Source organism: Bacillus ndiopicus, assembly GCF_000612805.1.
GTDB classification, from domain to species: Bacteria; Bacillota; Bacilli; order Bacillales_A; family Planococcaceae; genus Metasolibacillus; species Metasolibacillus ndiopicus.
In genome coordinates this window covers 101,090-122,847 of the sequence record NZ_HG964407.1, presented here as the reverse complement: position 1 = coordinate 122,847, position 21,758 = coordinate 101,090, and the positions used below count along the sequence as shown (strand labels likewise).

22 protein-coding genes and 1 other annotated feature (1 of these 23 cut by a window edge) are annotated in these 21,758 nt (G+C 37.1%); of the genes, 18 read left to right on the top strand and 4 right to left on the bottom strand.

All coding sequences use genetic code 11. The annotated features are described in order from the left end of the window. Positions 1-111 (top strand) — a binding site (T-box leader); it begins 135 nt to the left of the window's first position. 107 nt (positions 112-218) lie between these two features. From metG to TY13_RS13930, 7 genes are all read left to right on the top strand, one after another. Next, the gene (gene metG, locus TY13_RS13960) at positions 219-1,862 is read left to right on the top strand and encodes a methionine--tRNA ligase (RefSeq protein ID WP_042477215.1); all 1,644 of its coding nucleotides are present in this window, start codon (positions 219-221) and stop codon (positions 1,860-1,862) included. Between the two features lie 572 nt (positions 1,863-2,434). Further along, the gene (gene rsgA, locus TY13_RS13955; RefSeq protein WP_042477211.1) at positions 2,435-3,502 is read left to right on the top strand and encodes a ribosome small subunit-dependent GTPase A; all 1,068 of its coding nucleotides are present in this window, start codon (positions 2,435-2,437) and stop codon (positions 3,500-3,502) included. A 230-nt stretch (positions 3,503-3,732) separates the two neighbouring features. Beyond that, a complete protein-coding gene (locus tag TY13_RS13950; RefSeq protein ID WP_042477207.1) occupies positions 3,733-5,355 on the top strand; it encodes a glutathione ABC transporter substrate-binding protein in 1,623 nt (540 codons plus the stop codon). Between the two features lie 322 nt (positions 5,356-5,677). Further along, a complete protein-coding gene (locus TY13_RS13945; protein ID WP_042477786.1) occupies positions 5,678-6,178 on the top strand; it encodes a DNA-deoxyinosine glycosylase in 501 nt (166 codons plus the stop codon). A gap of 131 nt (positions 6,179-6,309) precedes the next feature. Next, positions 6,310-6,780, top strand: coding sequence for a DinB family protein (locus tag TY13_RS13940; RefSeq protein ID WP_042477205.1), 471 nt, complete (start codon positions 6,310-6,312; stop codon positions 6,778-6,780). 18 nt (positions 6,781-6,798) lie between these two features. Then, the gene (locus tag TY13_RS13935; protein ID WP_042477202.1) at positions 6,799-7,302 is read left to right on the top strand and encodes a methylated-DNA--[protein]-cysteine S-methyltransferase; all 504 of its coding nucleotides are present in this window, start codon (positions 6,799-6,801) and stop codon (positions 7,300-7,302) included. 179 nt (positions 7,303-7,481) lie between these two features. Then, positions 7,482-8,054: a tetratricopeptide repeat protein gene (locus TY13_RS13930; protein ID WP_042477200.1), complete on the top strand. Its 573-nt coding sequence runs from the start codon at positions 7,482-7,484 to the stop codon at positions 8,052-8,054. Between the two features lie 90 nt (positions 8,055-8,144). Here TY13_RS13930 and TY13_RS13925 read toward each other — a convergent pair whose 3' ends face one another. Further along, a complete protein-coding gene (locus TY13_RS13925) occupies positions 8,145-8,912 on the bottom strand; it encodes a TSUP family transporter (protein ID WP_042477197.1) in 768 nt (255 codons plus the stop codon). A 111-nt stretch (positions 8,913-9,023) separates the two neighbouring features. Here TY13_RS13925 and TY13_RS13920 point away from each other — a divergent pair, with 111 nt between their 5' ends. Next, positions 9,024-9,710, top strand: coding sequence for a YjjG family noncanonical pyrimidine nucleotidase (locus TY13_RS13920; RefSeq protein WP_042477195.1), 687 nt, complete (start codon positions 9,024-9,026; stop codon positions 9,708-9,710). Positions 9,711-10,184: 474 nt separating this feature from the next. Here TY13_RS13920 and TY13_RS13915 read toward each other — a convergent pair whose 3' ends face one another. From TY13_RS13915 to TY13_RS13905, 3 genes are all read right to left on the bottom strand, one after another. Beyond that, positions 10,185-10,865: an ABC transporter permease gene (locus TY13_RS13915; RefSeq protein ID WP_230199445.1), complete on the bottom strand. Its 681-nt coding sequence runs from the start codon at positions 10,863-10,865 to the stop codon at positions 10,185-10,187. Further along, entirely contained in the window at positions 10,862-11,710 is an 849-nt protein-coding gene (locus tag TY13_RS13910; RefSeq protein WP_042477190.1) for an ABC transporter ATP-binding protein, read from the bottom strand. The genes TY13_RS13915 and TY13_RS13910 overlap by 4 nt, the downstream gene beginning before the upstream one ends. Before the next feature lie 147 nt (positions 11,711-11,857). Next, positions 11,858-12,799, bottom strand: coding sequence for a LytTR family transcriptional regulator DNA-binding domain-containing protein (locus TY13_RS13905; RefSeq protein ID WP_042477187.1), 942 nt, complete (start codon positions 12,797-12,799; stop codon positions 11,858-11,860). A 115-nt stretch (positions 12,800-12,914) separates the two neighbouring features. On the opposite strand from TY13_RS13905, the gene TY13_RS13900 reads away from it, so the two are divergent. The 10 genes from TY13_RS13900 (at position 12,915) to ypfJ (ending at position 21,690) form a co-directional block, all read left to right on the top strand. Next, on the top strand, positions 12,915-13,550 hold the full coding sequence (locus TY13_RS13900) for a FusB/FusC family EF-G-binding protein (RefSeq protein ID WP_042477185.1): 636 nt from the start codon (positions 12,915-12,917) through the stop codon (positions 13,548-13,550). A 17-nt stretch (positions 13,551-13,567) separates the two neighbouring features. Further along, on the top strand, positions 13,568-14,731 hold the full coding sequence (locus TY13_RS13895) for an MFS transporter (protein WP_042477178.1): 1,164 nt from the start codon (positions 13,568-13,570) through the stop codon (positions 14,729-14,731). A gap of 105 nt (positions 14,732-14,836) precedes the next feature. Then, positions 14,837-15,154 (top strand): PadR family transcriptional regulator, encoded by a 318-nt coding sequence (locus TY13_RS13890; protein WP_042477175.1) that lies wholly within the window; start codon positions 14,837-14,839, stop codon positions 15,152-15,154. Further along, positions 15,154-16,185, top strand: coding sequence for a DUF4097 family beta strand repeat-containing protein (locus TY13_RS13885; protein ID WP_042477172.1), 1,032 nt, complete (start codon positions 15,154-15,156; stop codon positions 16,183-16,185). Before TY13_RS13890 ends, TY13_RS13885 begins: the two co-directional genes overlap by 1 nt. Before the next feature lie 95 nt (positions 16,186-16,280). Then, positions 16,281-16,928 (top strand): nuclease-related domain-containing protein, encoded by a 648-nt coding sequence (locus TY13_RS13880; protein ID WP_052344341.1) that lies wholly within the window; start codon positions 16,281-16,283, stop codon positions 16,926-16,928. Positions 16,929-17,079: 151 nt separating this feature from the next. Then, positions 17,080-17,913, top strand: coding sequence for a putative RNA methyltransferase (locus TY13_RS13875; RefSeq protein WP_042477169.1), 834 nt, complete (start codon positions 17,080-17,082; stop codon positions 17,911-17,913). Between the two features lie 18 nt (positions 17,914-17,931). Then, positions 17,932-18,813: an NAD-dependent epimerase/dehydratase family protein gene (locus tag TY13_RS13870; RefSeq protein ID WP_042477167.1), complete on the top strand. Its 882-nt coding sequence runs from the start codon at positions 17,932-17,934 to the stop codon at positions 18,811-18,813. Between the two features lie 61 nt (positions 18,814-18,874). Further along, positions 18,875-19,468, top strand: coding sequence for a lysophospholipid acyltransferase family protein (locus tag TY13_RS13865; protein ID WP_042477164.1), 594 nt, complete (start codon positions 18,875-18,877; stop codon positions 19,466-19,468). A gap of 387 nt (positions 19,469-19,855) precedes the next feature. Continuing rightward, complete coding sequence (locus TY13_RS13860) at positions 19,856-20,314, top strand: low molecular weight protein-tyrosine-phosphatase (RefSeq protein WP_042477162.1); 459 nt, start codon at positions 19,856-19,858, stop codon at positions 20,312-20,314. 518 nt (positions 20,315-20,832) lie between these two features. Then, a complete protein-coding gene (ypfJ, locus tag TY13_RS13855) occupies positions 20,833-21,690 on the top strand; it encodes a KPN_02809 family neutral zinc metallopeptidase (protein ID WP_042477159.1) in 858 nt (285 codons plus the stop codon). Positions 21,691-21,758: the final 68 nt, after the last annotated feature.

Below are 21,758 nucleotides of genomic sequence, written 5' to 3'. Positions count from 1 at the left end.
GAGCACTCGTTACAACAGCGACAGTATCTCGCATGTGATGTACTGAATGAGGCAAATAGTGTGAGCTATTTGTAAATATAGGTGGTACCACGTTAATTCAACGTCCTAATCTTTTTAGATTAGGGCGTTTTTTATTTAGTTTAAGCTTCTATGAAGCAAATATAGTGTCTCTGTCTGAAACAGATTAAGTGACATTAATTTTGATAGGAGGATTTATCATGACAATTGTTATTGGGGGAGCTTGGCCGTATGCAAATGGATCTTTACATTTAGGGCATATTGCAGCATTATTACCAGGAGATATTTTAGCTCGCTATTACCGACAAAAGGGGGAGCGCGTGCTATATGTATCTGGCAGTGACTGTAATGGTACGCCGATTTCCATTCGTGCAAATCAAGAAAATACAACTGTCGCAGCGATTGCGGATTATTATCATCAAGAGTTTCAAGAAAGCTTTACGAATTTAGGCTTTACGTATGATTTTTATACACGAACAGACGCATCGCATCATCATCAAACGGTACAACAGCTATTTTTACAGCTACTAGCAGAGGGGCATTTATACACAAAGAAAATTGAACAAGCATATTGTGAAGTAGATCAACAATTTTTGCCTGATCGTTTTGTAGAGGGGATTTGTCCAAATTGTGGTGCAAAGGCGAGAGGAGATCAATGTGATAACTGTTCAGCGATTTTAGATCCGCTAGATTTATTGGAAAAGCGCTGCAAAATTTGTGGCAATGAGCCTGTGATAAAAGAAACGGAGCATTTATATTTTGCTTTTAGCAAATTTCAATCGGCATTGGAACGATTTGTAGTGCAAGCGAAAAATGATAAACGTTGGCGCGATAATGCGATTGCGTTAACGGAGCGTTATTTAGCAGAGGGAGTACCAGATCGTGCTGTTACTCGTGACTTGCCAAATGGTGTGGAGGTGCCTGTAGAGGGCTTCCGCGATAAAAAAATTTACGTTTGGATTGAGGCAGTAGCTGGTTATTTAACTGCGAGTACAGAGTGGGCACGACAGCATGGTGAAGCTCTAGAAGATTGGTGGAACGAGGATACTATCGCGTATTATATTCATGGCAAGGATAATATTCCATTCCATAGTGTGATTTGGCCAGCAATTTTAATGGCATTGAAAAACCCTTCATTGCCAACACATATCATTTCAAATGAATATTTAACTTTAGAGAAAAAGAAGCTATCTACTAGTCAAAATTGGGCGGTGTGGGTGCCGTATATGATAGAGCAGTATGATGCAGATTCTATTCGTTATTTCTTAACAGCAAATGCACCTGAAAATCGCGATGCCGATTTTTCGTGGCGTGAATTTATATATAGCCATAATGGTGAATTACTTGGGGCATATGGTAACTTTGTCAATCGTACATTGAAGTTTATTGAAAAATCATTTGCTAGTGTTATGCCAAGTGGGAAAATTGATGAAACCATCCGTGAGCAAACGGTTGCACTTTATGAAAGTGTAGGTACATTAATTGAACAGGGACATTTAAAACAGGCGTTAGAGAAAATTTTTGAATACATTCGTGTTGCAAATCGTTATTTTGATGAACAACAACCATGGTTACAGGTGAAGAAAAGTATAGAAAGTACAGGACATACACTTGTAACATGCACATATATTATTGCCAATTTGGCGCAGCTACTACAGCCGTTTTTACCATTTTCGACAGAAAAGATTCGAGCTATGTTGCAAATTGAAACAATTGAATGGCGCGAACAAACTGTATTGCCAACACAGTTGCAAGCTGTTACGCCTTTATTTGAACGCATTGATGTGGCACGTATTGAAGAGGAATATAATGCATTAGTTGCTAATTCTCAGGTTCATCACTAAAAAAGTATAGGTTGACAGAATGAAACACTGTTTCCCAAAAAAAGAGATAAAAACGCCCTGAATTACTATAAATATTCAAATTATCAGTTGATTTCCGTTACGATTGGCTCGCTTTCCACGGGGCATAGCTTCAACTAATTATTTTCGGCAGGGGCCGAAATAAATTAGTTGAAGCCGTGCCTGCGGAAAGAGTCCCCCGCAACGGAAATCAACGGTTTTTTAGGCCTTTTCTATGAATAAATGGTGAAAACCACGCAATTGATTAAAACAACCTTAAGTTACAATTTTGAATAAATTCTCACTAATACAATTGACTTTCAGGAAATATTTCGCTATATTGTAATTACTAATTAACGGAAGTAGGTGTTGTGACATGATGAATAAGATTGCTATTGACAAACTGCTATTCAGCTTGTTCACTTTCACACGCCTACAGTGTGCGTTTTGACGCATGCTTATTTAGCTTCGCTATAAATGGGGAGCTCCTATTGTACGTGTGTAAAAGTCTTGAACTGCTGAATTGGCAGCTCAAGACTTTTTTTATGTATAACTATTTTTAGGAGGAACTACCATTGAATTTAAATAATTTAGGATTAACAGCATTTTTTAAGGAGCAAATTGAGAATTTAGAGGATAAATATAAAAGCTATTTACCAGCACGCATTGTATTGGAACATAAGCATTCTTATCGCTTAATTAGCGAACAAGGGGAATGGCTTGCAACGATAGCAGGAAATTTTGCTTACAATGCATTTGCACGTGAGGATTATCCGGCAGTAGGGGACTGGGTGTTAGTGGAGCAAATGCCTGGAGAGGAACGGGCGATTATTCATAAGCTACTAAAGCGTAAATCGGTATTTTCACGCAAAGTAGCTGGTTTGGAAATTGAAGAACAAATTGTTGCGGCGAATGTGGATATTGTGTTGCTTGTAATGAGCTTAAATGACGATTTTAATGTTCGTAGATTAGAGCGCTATTTAGTAGCAGCATGGGATTCTGGCGCAACGCCTGTCATTGTATTAACAAAGGCAGATTTATGTAATGATGTCGCACGCTATACTACAGAGGTGGAAAGCATTGCATTTGGTGTCGAGGTAATTGTGACAAGTATGGTTACAGGTATTGGCTTTGAACGTTTGCGAGAATTGCTGCCAGCAGGTGTGACTGGAGCGCTGCTAGGCTCTTCTGGTGCGGGAAAATCCACACTGACAAATGAGCTTTTAGGTACAGAGAAGATGAAGGTTTCTGGTATTCGAGAGGATGATGCAAAAGGTCGCCATACGACTACACATCGCGAGCTTGTGACATTAAGCTCAGGTGGCTCCTTGATTGATACACCAGGTATGCGAGAATTGCAGCTTTGGAATCAATCGGATAGCCTTGCTTCAAGTTTCCAAGATATCGAACAGTTAGCAGAGCAATGCCGATTTAAAGACTGTACTCATAAAGGAGAGCCACATTGCGCTGTGCAGCATGCAATTGATGAAGGGATGCTAGAAGCTGCACGTCTGCAAAGCTACTTTAAGCTTCAGCGTGAACTGGCCTATATAGAGCGTAAAACGGATGCTCAAGCAAGGCAGGCTGAGCAACGAAAATGGAAGCAAATTTCTAAAGGATTGAAATCCAATAGAAAAAAATAATGAAATATTACAAATAATTTATAAATATTCACAAAATATGTAATTCCATAACATTAGGAATAATGTAAAAAGCTGTGAAAAAGTAGGTGACCGCCTGCTTTTTTCGCAGCTTTTATAATTAAAAATAATTTTTATATATATGTAGAAGGGTTGATTTTTATGAAAAATTCGGATAATATTTAAAAAAGTTAATTTTCTGAAAGTTAACTTTATAAAGGGAGGCTTTGGGAATGAAGAAAAACAAACTATGGTTATTGCTGTTAGTGTCAGCACTTATCCTTGTGCTTGCTGCATGCGGTGGTAGTGATGACAAAGGCAAAGAAAAAGAAACAGACAAAGAAGGAAACACAGCTAATAATGGAAATCAAAGCACAGAAACTGTATCGGGTGGCGAGCTTGTTTTAGAAGTGCTATCAGAAGCAGTTGAATTAGACCCACATGGTTCAAATGATGTACCATCTAATAACGTACAAGCTAATATTTTTGAAACATTAGTAGTGCGTAATTTTGAAACAGGTGAAATCGAACCTTTATTAGCAGAATCATGGGAACAAATTGATGATGTAACATTACAATTAAAATTACGACAAGATGTGAAGTTCCACGACGGAACACCTTTCAATGCGGAAGCGGTAAAAATCAACTTAGATCGTTTACTAGATCCAAAAGTAGCATCACCACGTGCTACAAACTTTGAACCAATTGAATCGGTGACAGTTGTTGATGAATTCACAGTAGACATTAAAACAAAAACACCTTATGGTCCACTTTTAGCAGTATTAACACATGCTGGTGGCTATATGATTAGCCCAGAAGTTATTGCGAAAGATTATGCAGAAGCAGGCGATGATACATCAAAACTTCGCGCTTATGTAAATGCAAACCCAGTAGGTACTGGTTTCTTAAAATTTGATAAATGGACACCTGGACAAGAAATTCGCTTTGTGAAAAATGAAGAGTATTGGGGCGATAAAGTCGCTTATGATTCAGCTGTATTTAAAACAGTACCTGAAAGTGCAACACGTGCTGCGGACTTAGAAGTAGGTAACGCGCAAATTATCGATCCAGTACAACCTACAGAGGTTCCATTAGTAGAATCATTTGCAAACATTGTTCAACAACCATCTATGTCGATTGCATATGTTGGTTTCAATGCTGAAAAAGCACCTTATGATAATGCCAAAGTACGTCTAGCAATTTCAAAAGCAATTGATCGTGAAGAGATTTTACAAGGGGTTTATGATGGCTTTGGTTTAGCTGCTAAAGGTCCATTATCACCGATGATTTGGGGCTATAGTGATGATGTTACACCTCAAGATTCTAATATTGAAGAGGCGAAAGCATTACTGGCAGAAGCTGGATTCCCAAATGGTTTCAAAACAACAATTTGGACAAATGATAACCCACAACGTCAACAAATTGCAGTTGTTTTACAAGAAAAATTAAAACAATTAAACATTGAAGTAACAATTGAAGTAATGGAGTGGGGCGCATATTTAGAGAAAACAGGCGCTGGTGACCATGATATGTTCATTTTAGGATGGTCTGCATCAACAGGTGATGCGGATGGCGCATTGTATCCATTATTCCACTCAAGTGATATTGGTAATAACAACCGTACTCGTTTCTCTAATCCAGAAGTAGATAAATTATTAGATGAAGCTCGTGTTGAAACAGATAATGATAAGCGTTTAGCTTACTATAAAGACATCCAAAATATACTGAATGTAGAGGCTCCAGCAGCGTTTGTTTACCACCAAGCTTATTTAACGGGTGTAAGCAAAAAGATTACTGGCTTCACTATTGATCCAACAGGTATTTACAAAATTCAAAATGTGAAATTTACAGAATAATCATTATGTAGGCAAAGTCGATTTCGACTTTGCCTACATATGTGTTTTCAGTGGGTGTTCAAACACCCGCTGAAATAGAGGAACACAGTCTAAGGGTGCCGTAACGACTGAGTGATCAACATCGTATTACCCCAAATGCCCCAGCGGATGTTACAGATTTTGAAAAGAAGGCCTGCACGATGCAGATCAATTAACCGCTGGCGCGTGTCGTGATAGTTTTAGGTTAACTTCCACTAAAGCTCTAAAGAAATCTGGACAAGAGTTAATTATTATTATGTTATATTTAAAGGAGCTAAATAGATAAGAGAAATGGGTGAAAATGATGCGACAAAATAGTTTACTACCGATAATTGATAAGCGGACGCAGGTGCTTATTTTAGGTTCAATGCCAAGCGTGCAATCACTAGACAAACAACAATATTATGGGAATGCTCGCAATCATTTTTGGCCAATTATCGCTGCTATTATAGACGAAGATATATCGGAAGATTATACACAGCGTGTGGAGTTGTTAAAAGAAAAAGGCATTGGGCTATGGGATGTCATCCAATCCTGTGAACGTCAAGGTAGCTTAGATGCAAATATTCGAAATGAAGTGCCGAATAATTTTTCACTACTTTTTCAACAGTACCCTCAAATACAAGCAGTATTTTTTAATGGTGCTAAATCCTTTGATGTATTTAAAAAGCATGTTGGGCTGGAAATTCTTGATGGACGTTATTACGAAAAAATGCCTTCGACAAGCCCAATACCAGGGAGAAATATTAAAACTTTTGAAGAAAAAATTGAGACTTGGCGCACTTTAGGACGGTATATAGTATAGGCAGCAAACTAATTGAAATTTGATGTTTTTTTGATTATGCTGTAGATAATAGGAAAGCACTAGCAGTGAGATTTCTGCTAAGTGCTATGCATTAATTGAAATTAGATAAGCACATGGGAAGGGGATTTTTTATGTATCGTACAGTAGAGGATTTTTCAAAGGATTGGCACGTATCTTCAAAAGGCACTCTAAATGTATTGAAGGCAATTACTGATGAAAAAATGGGTCAGTCAATTGTGGAAGGTCACAATACGTTAGGCTGGTTAGCTTGGCACTTAGTAGGAACAGCAGGTGTATTTGGACAATTTGCGGGGTTACAAATACCTGCACCGGGACCAGATATGGCTGTGCCTAATAATATGGCAGATATTATAGAAGCGTATGAAATGGTAATTGAAGCATATAAAAAAGAAATTCCAGCATTATCTGATGAACAGCTAACGGAAGAGGTACCTGCATTTGGAGGTTCGATGCCGCGCGGTGCGTTGTTTAGAGTATTAGTTGATCATCAAACACATCACCGTGGACAAATGACCGTTTTATTACGTCAAGCAGGTTTAACAGTGCCTCCAGTAATGGGACCGACTGTTGAAATGAGCTAACATTACGGAGGGATTGTAATGGCACAACCGATATATTGGACAAATTTTAATTTTGGGGATATCCAGTTTGTCATCGCAGCAATTGAGCAAGGGTTATGTTATACAGGGTCGTTGCACGAAAATGAAGAGAAGCTGTTTGTATGGGCTAATAAGCATCATAAAGGTAGCGAAGTAAAAGAGGATGCTAGTAAATTAACGTCCTATATACAGCAGTTTACTGAATATTTTCAAGGACAACGACAACAATTTGATTTCTCCATACATTATAGGGGAACTCCTTTTCAAGAAAGCGTATGGCGAGAATTGCAGCAAATTCCTTACGGAGAAACATGCACATATTCTGATATAGCTCTACGTATAGGAAACCCGAAGGCAGTGAGAGCTGTTGGTGGTGCTATTGGGGCAAACCCAGTAATTATCGTTGTGCCATGTCATAGAGTTATTGGAAAAGACGGCACTTTAACAGGCTTTAGTGCAGGCATTGAATTGAAGAAGGCATTACTGGCGGTTGAAGGGCAATAATATGTATAAAAATGAGCATGTTGAATAGCAGCATGCTTTTCATTTAAACTTTTATTAAGTGACCAACAACATATTGCCTTAATGGCTCTGGCAAATATCATAAATTTTGAAGATGGGTGCAGCCTCATTAGCACAAAAGTTTGATAAAGATGTAATAGAAGGCTAAGGGGAGAGGTTTCGTGTTAATAAATGACTTTGATCAGAGATTTCAGGAGATTAGGCAGATAGTTTTTATTGATGAAAATGATTTTTTACGTGAGAAATGTTTAGATACTGATAAACTTTATGCTGCTCTTCGCCTAGGTGATTCTATTCTATTAGAGCCAACTATCGACGGTGATATAAAGTATAGAACATATCGTCAGCTCGGCTATTTAAATAGGCTAGCAGGGTGTATTGCTACGTCATTATATTACATAAAGGAAGCATTAGATTATTTCGAACCTAAGGGCGGAGAAGAGTATCTAATATCGCTAATTAACTACGGGGAAGCTATCAAGCATGCAAAAGAGTATGAAAAGGCATTAAGTTTATTTGAACAAGCATTAGCGTACTGTGAGGAGCATCATTTCCAACAATTCGAGGATAGTATATGGCAATTTAAGGGTAAGTGCTATTTAGAGCAGGGCAATGTAACGACTGCAGAGCGCTGCTTTTATAAAGCATATATGATTCGTAAAAAACGCAATGATAAAATGATGCTCGTTCCGTCTGAAAATGCGTTGAAGTATATAGGGAGAATTAAACGTTAAAGGGGGTGTCGGGAAAGTTCAAATTTTCCCGAAATCCCTTTATTGCTATGTTAGCGATTTGTTGTAAGCAGGTAACTCAAATCATTTATATTATTTAAAGAAATCATAAGCATTTTTAGCCAACAAAATAATAGTTACAACGATAAATAATATGCGAACATAGCCGCTGCCGCGTTTAATCGCGTATTTTGACCCACATATAGCTCCGGCAATTTGTGCTACCCCCATTATTAGACCGTATGTATAATTAACTTGTCCGAGTGATATAAACATAAGTAACCCACCGATATTGCTACCGAAGTTTAAAAATTTTGCATTGCCTGCTGCCTTCAAAAAATCAAAGCCTACGATAAGAAAAGCAAAAATTAAAAATGAGCCAGTTCCAGGACCTAAAAAACCATCATAAAAGCCGATTACAAAGAGCACTAACAAAAAGATAACTAGTTTTTTACGCGATAAATTTTTATACGTAGAAAGATGTCCCCAATCCTTTTTAAAAATTGTATAAATAGCTACAGCTGCTAGCATCACAAGCATTAAAGGCTTTAAAATTTCTGGATTGATTAAATGGACAACCCAAGCACCGAGCATCGAGCCGAAAAATGACAGTGGAAACCATTTATAAACAGACCTAATATCTAGTTTTCCTGAACGATAAAATGTAATAGTGCTCGTTAAAGAGCCTAGCGAGCCTGCTAGCTTATTTGTTGCTACTGCTGAAGCAGGGCTAAGTCCAGTAAATAATAAGGCTGGCAATGTAATAAGACCACCACCACCGACAACAGAATCGACAAAAGCAGCTAAAAAGCCAAAGAAAATTAAAATAACTATAAGTGAGATATCTAAATCAAGTGGCATTATATAACCTTCCTTCTACTTTACAATTGAATCGTACATGAAAATAGGTAATAATGACAACAATATTTTGCTATAGTAAAAGGTAGCATAATAAGAAAGAAGTGATGGCAGATGAAAAAGTACCAGCATTTATTATTTGATTTAGACGATACTTTATTAGATTTTGGAGCGGCAGAGGATATGGCGCTTCATCGCTTATTTGAGGAGCAAGGAATTCCTTTAACAGAAGATGTAGAGGTAAAATATCGTCAAATTAACGCTGGCTTATGGACAAGGTTTGAGCATGGTGAAATTACACGTGATGAAGTTATCACGACACGCTTTGCTAAACTATTTGAAGCATTTGGACAAGAGGTAGACGGTGAGCAATTTGATGAGAAGTACCGTAATTATTTAGCCGAAAGCAAAGTGTTTGTTCCAGGTGCATGGGAGTTAGTAAACCAGCTTGCACATAAATTTGATTTATACTTAGTAACAAATGGTGTGTCTACAACGCAATATAAACGATTGCAAATAACAGGACTAGCACCGCTCTTTAAAAATGTATTTGTATCAGAGGATACAGGCTATCAAAAGCCGATGAAGGGCTATTTTGATTATGTATTTGACCGCATTCCAAATTTCAATACCGAGGCAGCACTTATTATTGGTGATTCCTTCTCGGCAGATATAGTGGGAGGTATTCATGCAGGTATCGACACATGCTGGTTCAATCAACAAGGAAAACAGGGTGTAGAAAATTACGAACCTACATATGAAATAACTGAATTGCAACAATTAAAGAAAATAGTATTGTGAGTAAAACGAGGCTCAAATGAATAAACGCATGAAATCATAATTTTTTGCTTTGATTCCATGCGTTTTTTAATTAACTAAGCTTAAATTCACTACAAGCGTAAAACGTACAACCGTGAGTGTAATTTATTAAGAAAAGTAAAATCCAGTACATTCGATTTTGTGACATTATTGATAATGTAAAATAGTGTTATTAATTTCGTTTTCTTCATAGTTCGTTGCTTACGATCGTTATCGTTGTCACCGCATATTGGCAATAGCTGTAGCAAACTGAGTGGATGTTTGTACAGATTGATGCTGCGGTGGTGATTTTGATTCCATTAACAATAGAGAAGAATAGTATGCATCTGAAATTGCAATGAAATACATGAAAAATAAAATGATCCTTGTTCAATGATGATTCAACAAAAATTTCTCCTTATACTTTAAAAATTGCTAGCCTAGTTATTATACGATGGCGCCAAGAAAAAGTTTCAATTAATCAACCATACGTTTTTTGCACAAGATAATTGCAGCAACCCAAGCGGCGATTGTCCATAATACAATGCCGATCATTGGAACTAAACTATCCCCTTGAGCTAGGTCAGCTAATTGAGAGCTTGGAAGCCATTTAGCAATTTTAAGTACTGAAAAGCGTTCTGCAAACATTGAAATAAATGGGCCAAATGGGAAGATTATTACTACTGGTAGTACTGTGAACGTTGTTTCCATCGTTGATTTAGCAAATAAGCCACAAATCGTTCCTAAAGCAGCATAGAATACTATAGATAAAATAATTGCAATTATCATTGTAGCAGAAGGTGTATAGTTTACTGCGTAACAGCATAGAGCAATAATGATAACTGATATCGTTGAAACTAATGCACTTTTGCCAATTAAAATATCAGCAAGGGAAGCAGGAGACAGCAATAAACTACGCAATGTATTACGCTCCTTCTCCTCTGCAATAAGAGCAGCTTGCACAAAGGCTGTCACCATCCCAAAAGTGATAGCTAGTGGAAATAGCATTTTTTGAGCTGCATCAAACTCCATATCGCGATATAAAAAAGCCATAATAATTGGAATAAATACCATTACAGAAATAGCGTAGTTGCGAGAAAACTCTTTATAATCCTTCATAAAAATAGCTTGAATACGTGCAATTGAAATATTCATCATTGTAAATCACTCCCTGTAATTTTCATAAAAATATCGCCTAAAGTTGGTTCGTTGGAAAAGATTCGAGAAATTTGATTATTTGCCATCCAATCATGTAAAGACTGTGCATTTTGTGCATCGTTTTTAATAACTTGAGATGAGCCATCCTTCAATTCGACAGTGATTGTTTGCTCACTATATTGTTCCTTTAATTGTTTAGGTGTACCAATGGCTTGAATTGTCCCTTTATTTAAAAAGGCTACACGGTGACATAGTGTGTCAGCTTCTTGCATATCGTGGGTTGTTAAAAAGATTGTTGTGCCAAGCTCATTTAAAGCGCGCAATCCTTTGTAAATATGTGCTGTATTAACAGGGTCAAGTGCAGAGGTTGGCTCATCTAAAAATAGTAAGTCAGGCTTATGCAAAATAGCTCTTGCTAATAAAACACGCTGTGTCATACCTTTCGATAGCATACTTACTTTTTTCTTTCTTTCTCCATATAAATTGACAAATTCAAGTGCTTCTTTAATAGCTGTATTAGGTACATTATAAAGTTTGCAATAAAGTGCCAAGTTTTCTTCAATAGATAAGCGAGAATAAAGACCACTATTATCTGTTAAAATTCCGAATTTTTCCCTGTTTTTGCTATCCTGCATTGCGCTAACAGGCATATCAAAAACAAATGCTTCGCCTGCATCTTTATGAAGCTGCGCAGTTAATATTTTTATAGTAGTTGTTTTACCAGAGCCGCTTGGGCCAAGGAAACCAAAAATTTCTCCTTTTTGAATAGAAAATGTAACATCTGCTAAAGCATTTGATTGTTGAAATGCTTTTTTTAAGTGACGAACATCAATAATTGTTGTCATATTGTATTTCCCCTCCGTATTCGTGATGTCTTTAATGTAATGCAAAAAAAAGAAGCTTACATTAGATTTATGGCGAAAAGAGGGGAAATAAGGGTAATAAGAGAAATAGAATGGTTGAATGGAGCAAATTATTTCCCCGGAAATTCGCTAAATTCCGATAAGCTCTTTTAATGAGGCAAGTTTATTTTTAGATAAAGGCACTGTTGTTTTATTTGTGGTATGGATGGATAGGCTATAGCTATTTTTAGTCCATGTAATAATTTCTCGTACCTTTTGTAAATTGACTATGTAAGAACGATGACAACGGAAAAAGCCAAGTGGTATAAGACGCTGCTCAAGTTCTGTTAAGGTTAGTGAGCAAGGATATGCTTCACCAGCTACATAAATTGAAACATCACCTTCGACACTTTCTATATAATCAATTTCAGGCGGGTTAAATAAAATAATCTTGTCATTTTTCTTTGTTGGAATTTTTTCAATTTTCATTGGAGAAAATGTTGCTGTATCATTTGTTGCTGTTTCTTGTCCTGCCACATCTAATAATCGCAAGCCCTGTGCATCTAAGCGGTTTGTTTCATGACAAGAAATAAGTAAATCCTCTAAATTATTTGAGAGTAACAAAATCATCTTTTGAGACATTTTTTCAAATAATTGTACTGTTATATATTTGGGAAATTCCTCCATATTTTGTAATGGTTCTTCAACTATAATAATGGAAGCAGGCGTTAAATAAAGCTTTAAATAGTGGAGTAATTGGCGATTACTTTTTGAAAGCTGATTTATTTTAATATTTTGACAGTCAAATAAGTTAATAAGCTGTAATAATGCTTCAACTGTTTCAGATGAGTTGAATAGCTTTCTGTAGAAGGCAACATGCTCTCTCACTGTTAGACGTTCATAAAGATTGTCGTCCTTCAAATGTATATAACTATTTGGCTGTTTAATGAATGCTTTTAATACATATTGAATTTTAGCTTGGTCTGTATAAATTCCCATAATAAATGCTTGTTGATACGTAATGGTTAGCTTAGGACAAATAATATTGCCAGCTTCAACGTATGCGGGAATGTCGATTGTCTTTGGTTGCATGTAAAAAACCTCACTTTGAGTAAGCTAATATTATTATATAATAGTACAGAGCGTGTTAAAATATATAGTTAATGTTACTGCGATAATAAGATTTAAAAATAAAGGAAGTGTTATAATGATGACACCATTTTTAACTGTTGCAGAAGTTCGTTTAATCGAACAGCAATTAGTGAAAATAGTAAATGCAAAAGCCTCATCAAAAGATGCTAATATACTATCAACAGTGAGGGAACTTGCTTTAACAACATTGAGAGAGAAGCTACCACTTGCAGAAAATCAAGAAACGCTGTTAAGGGCTGTTGAAACTGTAGAGGATCGCTTAGATGTAACATTATTTGTCGAAAACTTACAGGCGTATACAATTCCGTTTAAAGCAATTTCTGAAAAAGGTATTGAAAAGTTATTTAAAAAAGATAAGAAACTAAAAATACCAAAACTAAGTGAAATCGACTGGAAGGGCATTAGCTACTTATCATGGCAAGATTCAGGCACACATCGCCAATATATTGTTATTGAGCGAGAGGGCAATTTCACGGGCTTACGAGGAACGATTGGCAATACAAATACGAAAGGTGTTTGTGCAATTTGTAATGAGCATTCAAATGTCCATCTTTTTACAGCAAAAGTAAAAGGACAGGCTGATGCTTATAAATCATATAGTCAGTATATTTGTGATGACGCAGATAATTGTAATCGTCGTTTAAAGGACTATGAAAAACTTGTTCAATTTGTTGAAAATAATTTGAATTAAATGAGGGAGAAAGCATAATGAACAAGGCTATTCTTTTGCTTGTATCTGTCCAATTTTTCGTTTATGTGGGATTCGGTTTAATCATCCCTGTTTTACCTGAGGTCGTTGTGAAGCAAGATTTTCACCCAATGCATGTGGGAGGCTTGTTGACCATCTATTCACTAGCAAGCTTCTTTACAGCACCTTTGTGGGGGCGCCTATCTGATAAAGTAGGGAGAAAAAAATTAATATTAGTAGGTTTGCTTGGCTTTAGCGCAAGCTTTATGTTAGTTTCAGTATTTATCCACTCATTGCCAATGCTTTATGCTTCACGCATTGTTGGAGGATTATTTTCAGGTGCTCTATATACAGCAGTAACAGGTTTTATTGGCGATATTTCTACAGAGGAGAATCGCAATAAATATATGGGCTTTATGGGGATGTCAATCGGCTTAGGGTTTATTTTTGGCCCAGCAATTGGCGGCTTACTCGGTGAAATAAGTCTAAGAGCACCATTTACTGTTTCAGCAATTTTAATCTTTGCGTTATTTTTCTATGCATTAGCAGTACTGAAGGAGCCAGACACTTACCGTAAAACAGAGGGACGTGCTATTATCCCAATGGCTGCTGGACAGCTTTTTAGCTATCGCATTCGCTACTTATTTATATTTTCATTTCTCGTTACATTTTTATTAGCAGGCATTGAATCTACACTACAGCTGTTCCAAATGGATGCAATTCAAATTACGTCAGCGCAAATTGGCTCACTCTTTTTATTTAGTGGCTTTGTTGACTTTTTCATTCAAGGAATGGTTGTTCGTAAAGTGAAGGATGGGCAGGAGCCAAAATGGCTAATGGCTGCGCAAATCATCACAGCAATTGGACTATTTATGTTACCTTTTACGAATAGTCTTATGTTTGCTGGAGCAGCACTTTGCGTATTTACAGCAGGAAATGCTCTTGCACGTACTTTGAATACATCGCTTGCTTCAAAAGAATCAGGTGGTTTGTACGGTACAGCGGCGGGAGTTATTTATTCAATGGATAGCCTAGGGCGTATTATCGGGCCACTATTCTTTACATGGCTACTGACAGTTGCTAGTGGAAAGACGTACTATTTATCTGCAAGTATTGCCTTTGCAAGCATTATATTGTTATGGATTTTCCAAAAAAGCATAAAGTCGTTGAGACAAGCCAAATAGAGCTACTTTTAAAGTAGCTCTATTATTTTTGGATTAGTACCTTGCATTAAACAATAGTGGATGCTATACTACTAATTAATAAATAGTAGTGGAGGGGGGAGCAAAATGAATCCACAGTTTAAAAAGGGTGTACTGAATTTATGTGTACTTGCATTGCTAGAAAAGCGTGATATGTATGGCTACGAGCTGGTGCAGGCGATTTCTAGTAAAATTGATATTTCTGAAGGGGCGGTATATCCATTACTCCGCAGATTAACTGCAGAGGGTTGTTTTACAACATATATGGTGGAATCGACAGAAGGACCTGCAAGGAAATATTATCAGTTAACAGACACAGGCAAGGAACAGCTAGATACACAAAAAATGGAATGGCAGCAATTTTATCAAGCGGTAAACGATTTAGTAAATAAGGGGGAACAATAATGATGGAACAACAATTTTTAAGTAAACTGGAGCAAGCATTAGTAAAGTTAAATGACAGTGAGCGCCAAGATATTATTCGTGATTTCAAGGAGTATTTTGCAAGCGGCCAGGCAGAAGGTAAATCAGTAGAGGAAATGATTGCTTCATTAGGTGATATAGATGAATTAGCAGCAGAATTATTGAAAGCTTATTCAGAGCAAGAATTCGTACAAACATCGAATATTGTGAAGGAAGATGAGTTCAACCATATTAAAATTGATAGTGAGCTCGCTTCTGTTCAATTATTACCGTCTCAAACAGGTAAATTTTATACAGAATTAAAAAGCAAAGGAGAGCAATTCACAACGGATGTGACAATCGCTAATGATACGCTGACAGTCAAAATTGAGCGACCAGAAAGTACATTTAAAATTTTCGGTTTAAATATTAATTTCAATTTCAACACTGAAGCAACTGCCATGATTTATGTGCCAGAAAAGCTTTATCAAAGCATTGTTATTGAAAATGAAGTAGGTGGCTCTGTTATTGAAGGACTACAAGCAAAGGACATTAAATGTCATACATCTGTCGGTAAGGCCAAGTTGAAAAAAGTACTAGTAAGTGATTTATATGTCAAATCAAGTGTTGGTAAGGCAGAGCTACAATCTGTCCATGCAACAACAGCGATTGTTAAAAGTGAAGCAGGAAAAGTAGTAATTGAAGATTGTACGGCAGAGAGTTGGGATGTGAAGTCTGAGGCGGGGCGCGTTGACTTAATCAATATTAAAGGTGAGATTGATGCGCGTACAGAGGCAGGAAAAATCATTATGGACGTTGAAAGCATCACGAAGCCATTAAAATTAAAAACAAGTGTAGGTAAAATAGAGGTATTTACAAAGGAAACGATCGACAATGCTACTATTGAAGCAAAGTCAGAGCTGGGAAAAATCTCAATTTATGGCGAGCGTGGCAAGCGAACAGTTTATGGTACAGGGGAAAATCTTATTAATTTAAAAACAGAGCTAGGTAGCATAATAATAGAGAAAAAATAATTTGGCCGTTATAGTTCTAATAGTGCGTAGTCAAGAGGTTGTAAGTTTGTTACAATAACAGTAATAAACGATTGATGTATGAGGTGACACGCCAAATGATGTGGATGCTGCTAGTTGTTTTCTTATTAATAGGTATAGTAATGCTTGTTGTTTATAAATATGATGATTCTTTATTTAGCAAAGCGACATCGTATTCGATTTTCGAGGTGTTAAATAATAGCAGGGTTCGATCATTGTATAAGCTGACAGAGGAATTAAAGGCGACAAAAGAAAAGTATGATATTTTATTCGATGTTCAGCTCCTTCCAAATGAGAAGCCAGTAGATGCTATTATTATGCATTCCTCAGGAATTTATATAGTTAATATTGAACAGAAAAAAGGATGGATTGCTGGCCGTGAGCAAGATGTAGAATGGTCGCAGCTCTTATATAAGGATAGAAAAAAATCTTTCCCTAACCCAATCCATTTAGCACAACGTAATATATATAAATTACGCGATTTACTGCCAACGATACAAGAAGAAGCATTTAAGGCAATAGTTATTTTTACAAATGAGTGTTCTTTCCAAAAGATTGAGCTTAATTCTGACAAAGTGGATGTGTTTAAGACAAAGGATTTAAAAGGTTGGATTGCTCAATTTGGTGGGCATGAGGCGCAATTATCGTCTGAGAACGTACAGGCGGCTTACGATGTATTAAATGATAGCAACAATACCCAGCAATTAACAAAGCAATTGGCTTAAATTCAAAACACTTTTAAAGGAGTACGTAGGCACTTCTTTAAAAGTGTTTTTTCAAGCATCTAGTTATAATTCCTGTACAATAGATAATACAAATAGCGCTTGCTTAATCAAGATAAAGCGTTTGGCTCTTGGGAATGGAAAGGGGAGTAAGATGGGACAATTATCTAAAAGGGAAGTAAGTATTCGGTATACTCAACAACATATTACTATGTTTTCTTGCCCGTTTTGTCAGAATGAAATGCAACTGACTGATACGGGAACGATGAGCTGTACTAATAAACATTCATTTGATATGGCGAAGCAAGGCTATATGAATTTTATGACAAAGCCTGTGGCATCAATGTATAGCAAGGAATTATTTGAGGCACGCCAAGAAGTTATTACTAGCGGTCTGTATGACCCATTGCAGCAAACAATCGTTAGTTTTTTATCAAGTAATCAAGTTATTTTAGATACAGGCTGTGGTGAAGGCTCGCATTTAGCTCGAATTTGCGCGCAACTACCAAATGCAGTAGGTGTTGGCATCGATATTGCTAAAGAGGGTATTTTAGCAGCTGCAAAGTTTTATAGTGAGAAAATATGGTGTGTTGGTGATTTGGCGAATAGTCCGTTTCAGTCAGAGAGCTTTTCTACCATTTTAAATATTTTATCCCCAGCAAACTATGAAGAATTTAAGCGCTTGCTTAAGCCGAACGGAAAAGTAATCAAAGTGGTGCCACAAGAAGGCTATTTAAAGGAGTTACGTGTCCAGGCATTTGCTGATTCAGACAAGGAAAACTACTCCAATGCACAGACCGTGGAACGATTTAAGGAAAGCTTCAATAAAGTAGATGTGCAACGCATTACTTACACGGTTCCACTTAATACAAAGCTTGTAGCAAAATTATTGCAAATGACACCGATGGGCTGGCATATTAAAAATATAGAAACAGTAGAGCTACCACAAATTACGATAGATGTAGATATTTTAGTGGGAGAAGTATAACAAAAAGGGGAGATTTGTATGAAGCGCATTTTAGTATTAGGTGGAACAAGATTTTTCGGTCGTAAATTAGTAGAGCTATTATTAGCTGAAGGACATCAAGTGACAATTGCAACGCGAGGGAAAACGGGCAATCCATTCGGAGATAATGTCGAACATATAGTTGTTGATCGCACAAAGAAAAATGATTTGCAGTCACTAATGGAAAATCGTACATTTGATATTGTATACGATAATATTTGCTATTCTCCAAATGAAGCAAAAGCATTTTGTGATGTGTTTAACGGGAAAATTGGCAAGCTTGTTTTTACATCAACTTTATCAACATATGAAATTGACGGTGCTGTAAAAGTGGAAGAAGATTTTGATCCATATAACTATGCGATTCGTATGGGAGATACAGAGGATTTTACTTATGGAGAAGGAAAGCGTCAGGCGGAGGCCGTATTTTTTGAGTATGCCGAATTTCCAGTTGTAGCAGTGCGCTTCCCTATTGTTATGGGAGTAGATGATTATACAGAACGATTACATTTCCACGTAAAGCGTGTGGCACAAGAAGAACCAATTGGCTTTGTAGATATGGATGCAGAAATGTCATTTATACATGCAGAAGAAGCGGCACGATTTTTATTATGGGCTGGACAAACAGCGGTCGAAGGGCCATTTAATGCAACAGCAACAGGCGCTATTACATTGCAAGGATTAATGGATTTAGTAGAGAAGGCGACTGGTAAAAAAGCGAAAATTGCACTTTTAGGCGATGATGAAATCCGCTCCCCGTACGCTGTTCCTAAGTCATGGTATATGAAAAATGATAAAGCCACAGAAGCAGGCTTTGAGTTTTCAAAGCTTGATAGTTGGCTAGAAAATTTAGTGCAAGACATCGCAAAGCAGTATGCTTAATTGAAAATGCGCATCTTTTTGATTAAAATAAAGGTATTAAAAAATAAGGTAGGGCAATGATGTGTATAAATTAGCAGCAAATATTTGTAAAGTAATTTTAAAAATAAATGGCGCAAAGGCAAAGGTTTATGGTGAAGAAAATTTACCAAAGGAAGGTGGCTTTGTCGTTGCATGTACACATACAGGTTATATCGATATTATTAATCTAGGTGTATCGATTTACCCACGTGAAATTCATTTTATGGCGAAAAAGCAGCTGTTTGAAATAAAAGGTCTTGGCTGGTTAATTGATAGATTAAATGCGTTTCCTGTAGATCGTGATAACCCGGGGCCAAGTGTTATTAAAATTCCACGTCAACTTATTAAGGAAGGCAAAATTGTAGGTATTTTCCCAAGCGGTACGCGCTCAACGGAAAATAATGATTTGAAGCAGGGGGCTGTAACCATTGCGCAGCTAGCAAAGACGCAAATTGTACCTGCTGCTTATATCGGTCCACGTATTGTTGGTGAGGTATTTAAACGTCAAAAGGGCCATCTAATTTATGGAAAGCCTTTTACAGTAGAAAGCGGTAAAGAAGCACGCGATGAAGCAACAAAGTTTTTAGAGCAAGAGCTTCTTCGTTTAACAGAAGAGTTAGAATCAAAATTATCTTAATTTAGCGTATCTCATAAATTTTGAAGGGAGCTAGGTCATAAATCAATTACGCCTTGGCGTAATTGCGTCCAGATTTTTTCGAGCTCGCTCGAAAACTCCCCTTCCAGATCTGTGACATCCGCCGGAGGCTTAACTTGAATCAGCAATACTTTTTGCGATGAGTAACCGTGGGAGCACATGTTTTTCTGCGACGAGTAACCGCAGGAGCACATGTTTTTCTGCGACGAGTAACCGCAGGAGCAGGAAATTTGGTACTCCCTCTGATCTAGTTACTTTTCCTGTATTCCTCCTGCCACTTATAGAATTGGGGACTTCTGTATCTGTACCTGTCGCTTCGCTTTTGATACAAAAAGAAATTGCTGAATCAAGTTAAAGGTGGTCATTTGTATGCGTATATTATTTGTATGTTTAGGTAATATTTGCAGGTCTCCTATGGCTGAGGCTGTTATGCGTGATTTAATAGAGAAGCGTGGGCTAAGTCGGGAAATAAAAGTAGACTCTGCTGGAACAAGCAACTGGCATGTCGGAGAACTGCCACATAAAGGAACGCAAGCGAAGCTAGGTGAGTATAGTATTTCGACAGCGGGCATGCTGTGCCGCCAACTAAAAAGTAGCGACTTTATAGAATTTGATTATATTGTAGGGATGGATGCAAGCAACGTGGATAATATCCGTGAAATGCTTAATCAGCCTGATGATACGAAAATTTTCCGCTTTTTAGATATAACACCACATCAAAAAGATATACCAGATCCGTGGTATACAGGGGATTTTCAAGAAACATATGACCTTTGCTTTGAGGGCTGTGAGGCTTTGTTGGAGAAGGTTTTAGCAGATAAAAAATGAGGATGGGACAGAACTTATTTTTTTGAAAAAAGCGAAAATGGATAATAATTTTTCCTCTTCATCAAGTTAAATATTCCTTTCTAAATCAAAAAAATGTTAGACCGATTTTATTTCGGTTTAACATTTTTTTCTTTTGTCCAAGCCTCGATTTTCTTATGGAATTTTTATAACGAAAAGTTTATCTTCGCCTTGACCTTGTGAGACTGTCCAATTATAAAGTGTTTCACTAGATACATCCTCAACGTTAGCTATTGAAAAATGTATTAGCTGGTTATCAGTCAATTCTTTACATACAAATACGATATTCTTAGCAAATATTCGCTGCAGTTTTCCATTGTTGCACAGAAAGCTTGTTCCATAGTAGCAACTCTTTTCTATATGATTTACTAATTATACGAGGAAGTAGTTGTTTGTGTTTTACCCAAAGGTAAACTTCTTTATTAATTGTACGATATCATGAGTAGCTTACTTGTAAAACGGGTACGAATATAGAAAAAGATAAATCGGAGGGACATTATATGGACGTGAAAGGAAGACGTAAAAGCAGTAATGTTGAAGACCGCCGTGGCATGAGTGCTGGGAAAATTGGCGGTGGCTTAGGTGGTATTGGGATTATTATTGCTATTATTTATACATTAATTAGCGGTGGAGACGCGGGCGATGTGTTAAATACGGTGACGCAAAGCATTACTCAAAATGGTCAAATGACGGAGGAATATACGCCAAGCCGTGAAGAGGAAGAGCTAGCAGAGTTCGTGTCAATTGTCTTAGCGGATACAGAGGATGTCTGGGGGCAAGTTTTTGAAGACAATGGTATGGCTTACAAAAATCCAACACTCGTGTTATTTACAGAGAGCGTAAGTTCAAGCTGTGGTCTTCAAAGTGCAGCAGTTGGTCCATTTTATTGCCCAGCAGATCATAAATTATATATTGATTTAAGCTTTTATGGTGAATTAAAAAATCGCTTTAAAGCACCTGGTGACTTTGCGATGGCTTATGTTGTTGCACATGAGGTAGGGCATCATGTACAAACCTTATTAGGCACTTCGCAAAAAGTCCATGCATTAAATGGCAAAGTGCCAGAGGCGGAGTATAATGAGCAGGTGAAACGTCTTGAGTTACAGGCTGATTATTTAGCAGGAGTATGGGCGCATTATATACAAAACAAAGGCTATTTAGAGGAAGGCGACTTTGAGGAGGCATTAACAGCTGCACAAGCGATTGGTGATGATACATTACAAATGCAGGCGCGTGGTTATGTAGTGCCTGAAAGCTTCACACATGGCACAAGCGAGCAGCGTATGCGGTGGTTTACAAAGGGTTATAAAAGTGGCACATTGCAGCAGGGGGACACATTTAACGCTAAAGAGTTATAATGATTCGCTGGATGTCACTCCCACTCAGCCTGAAAAAAATCTGGAATAGAGTTAGCTGGAGCGTATTT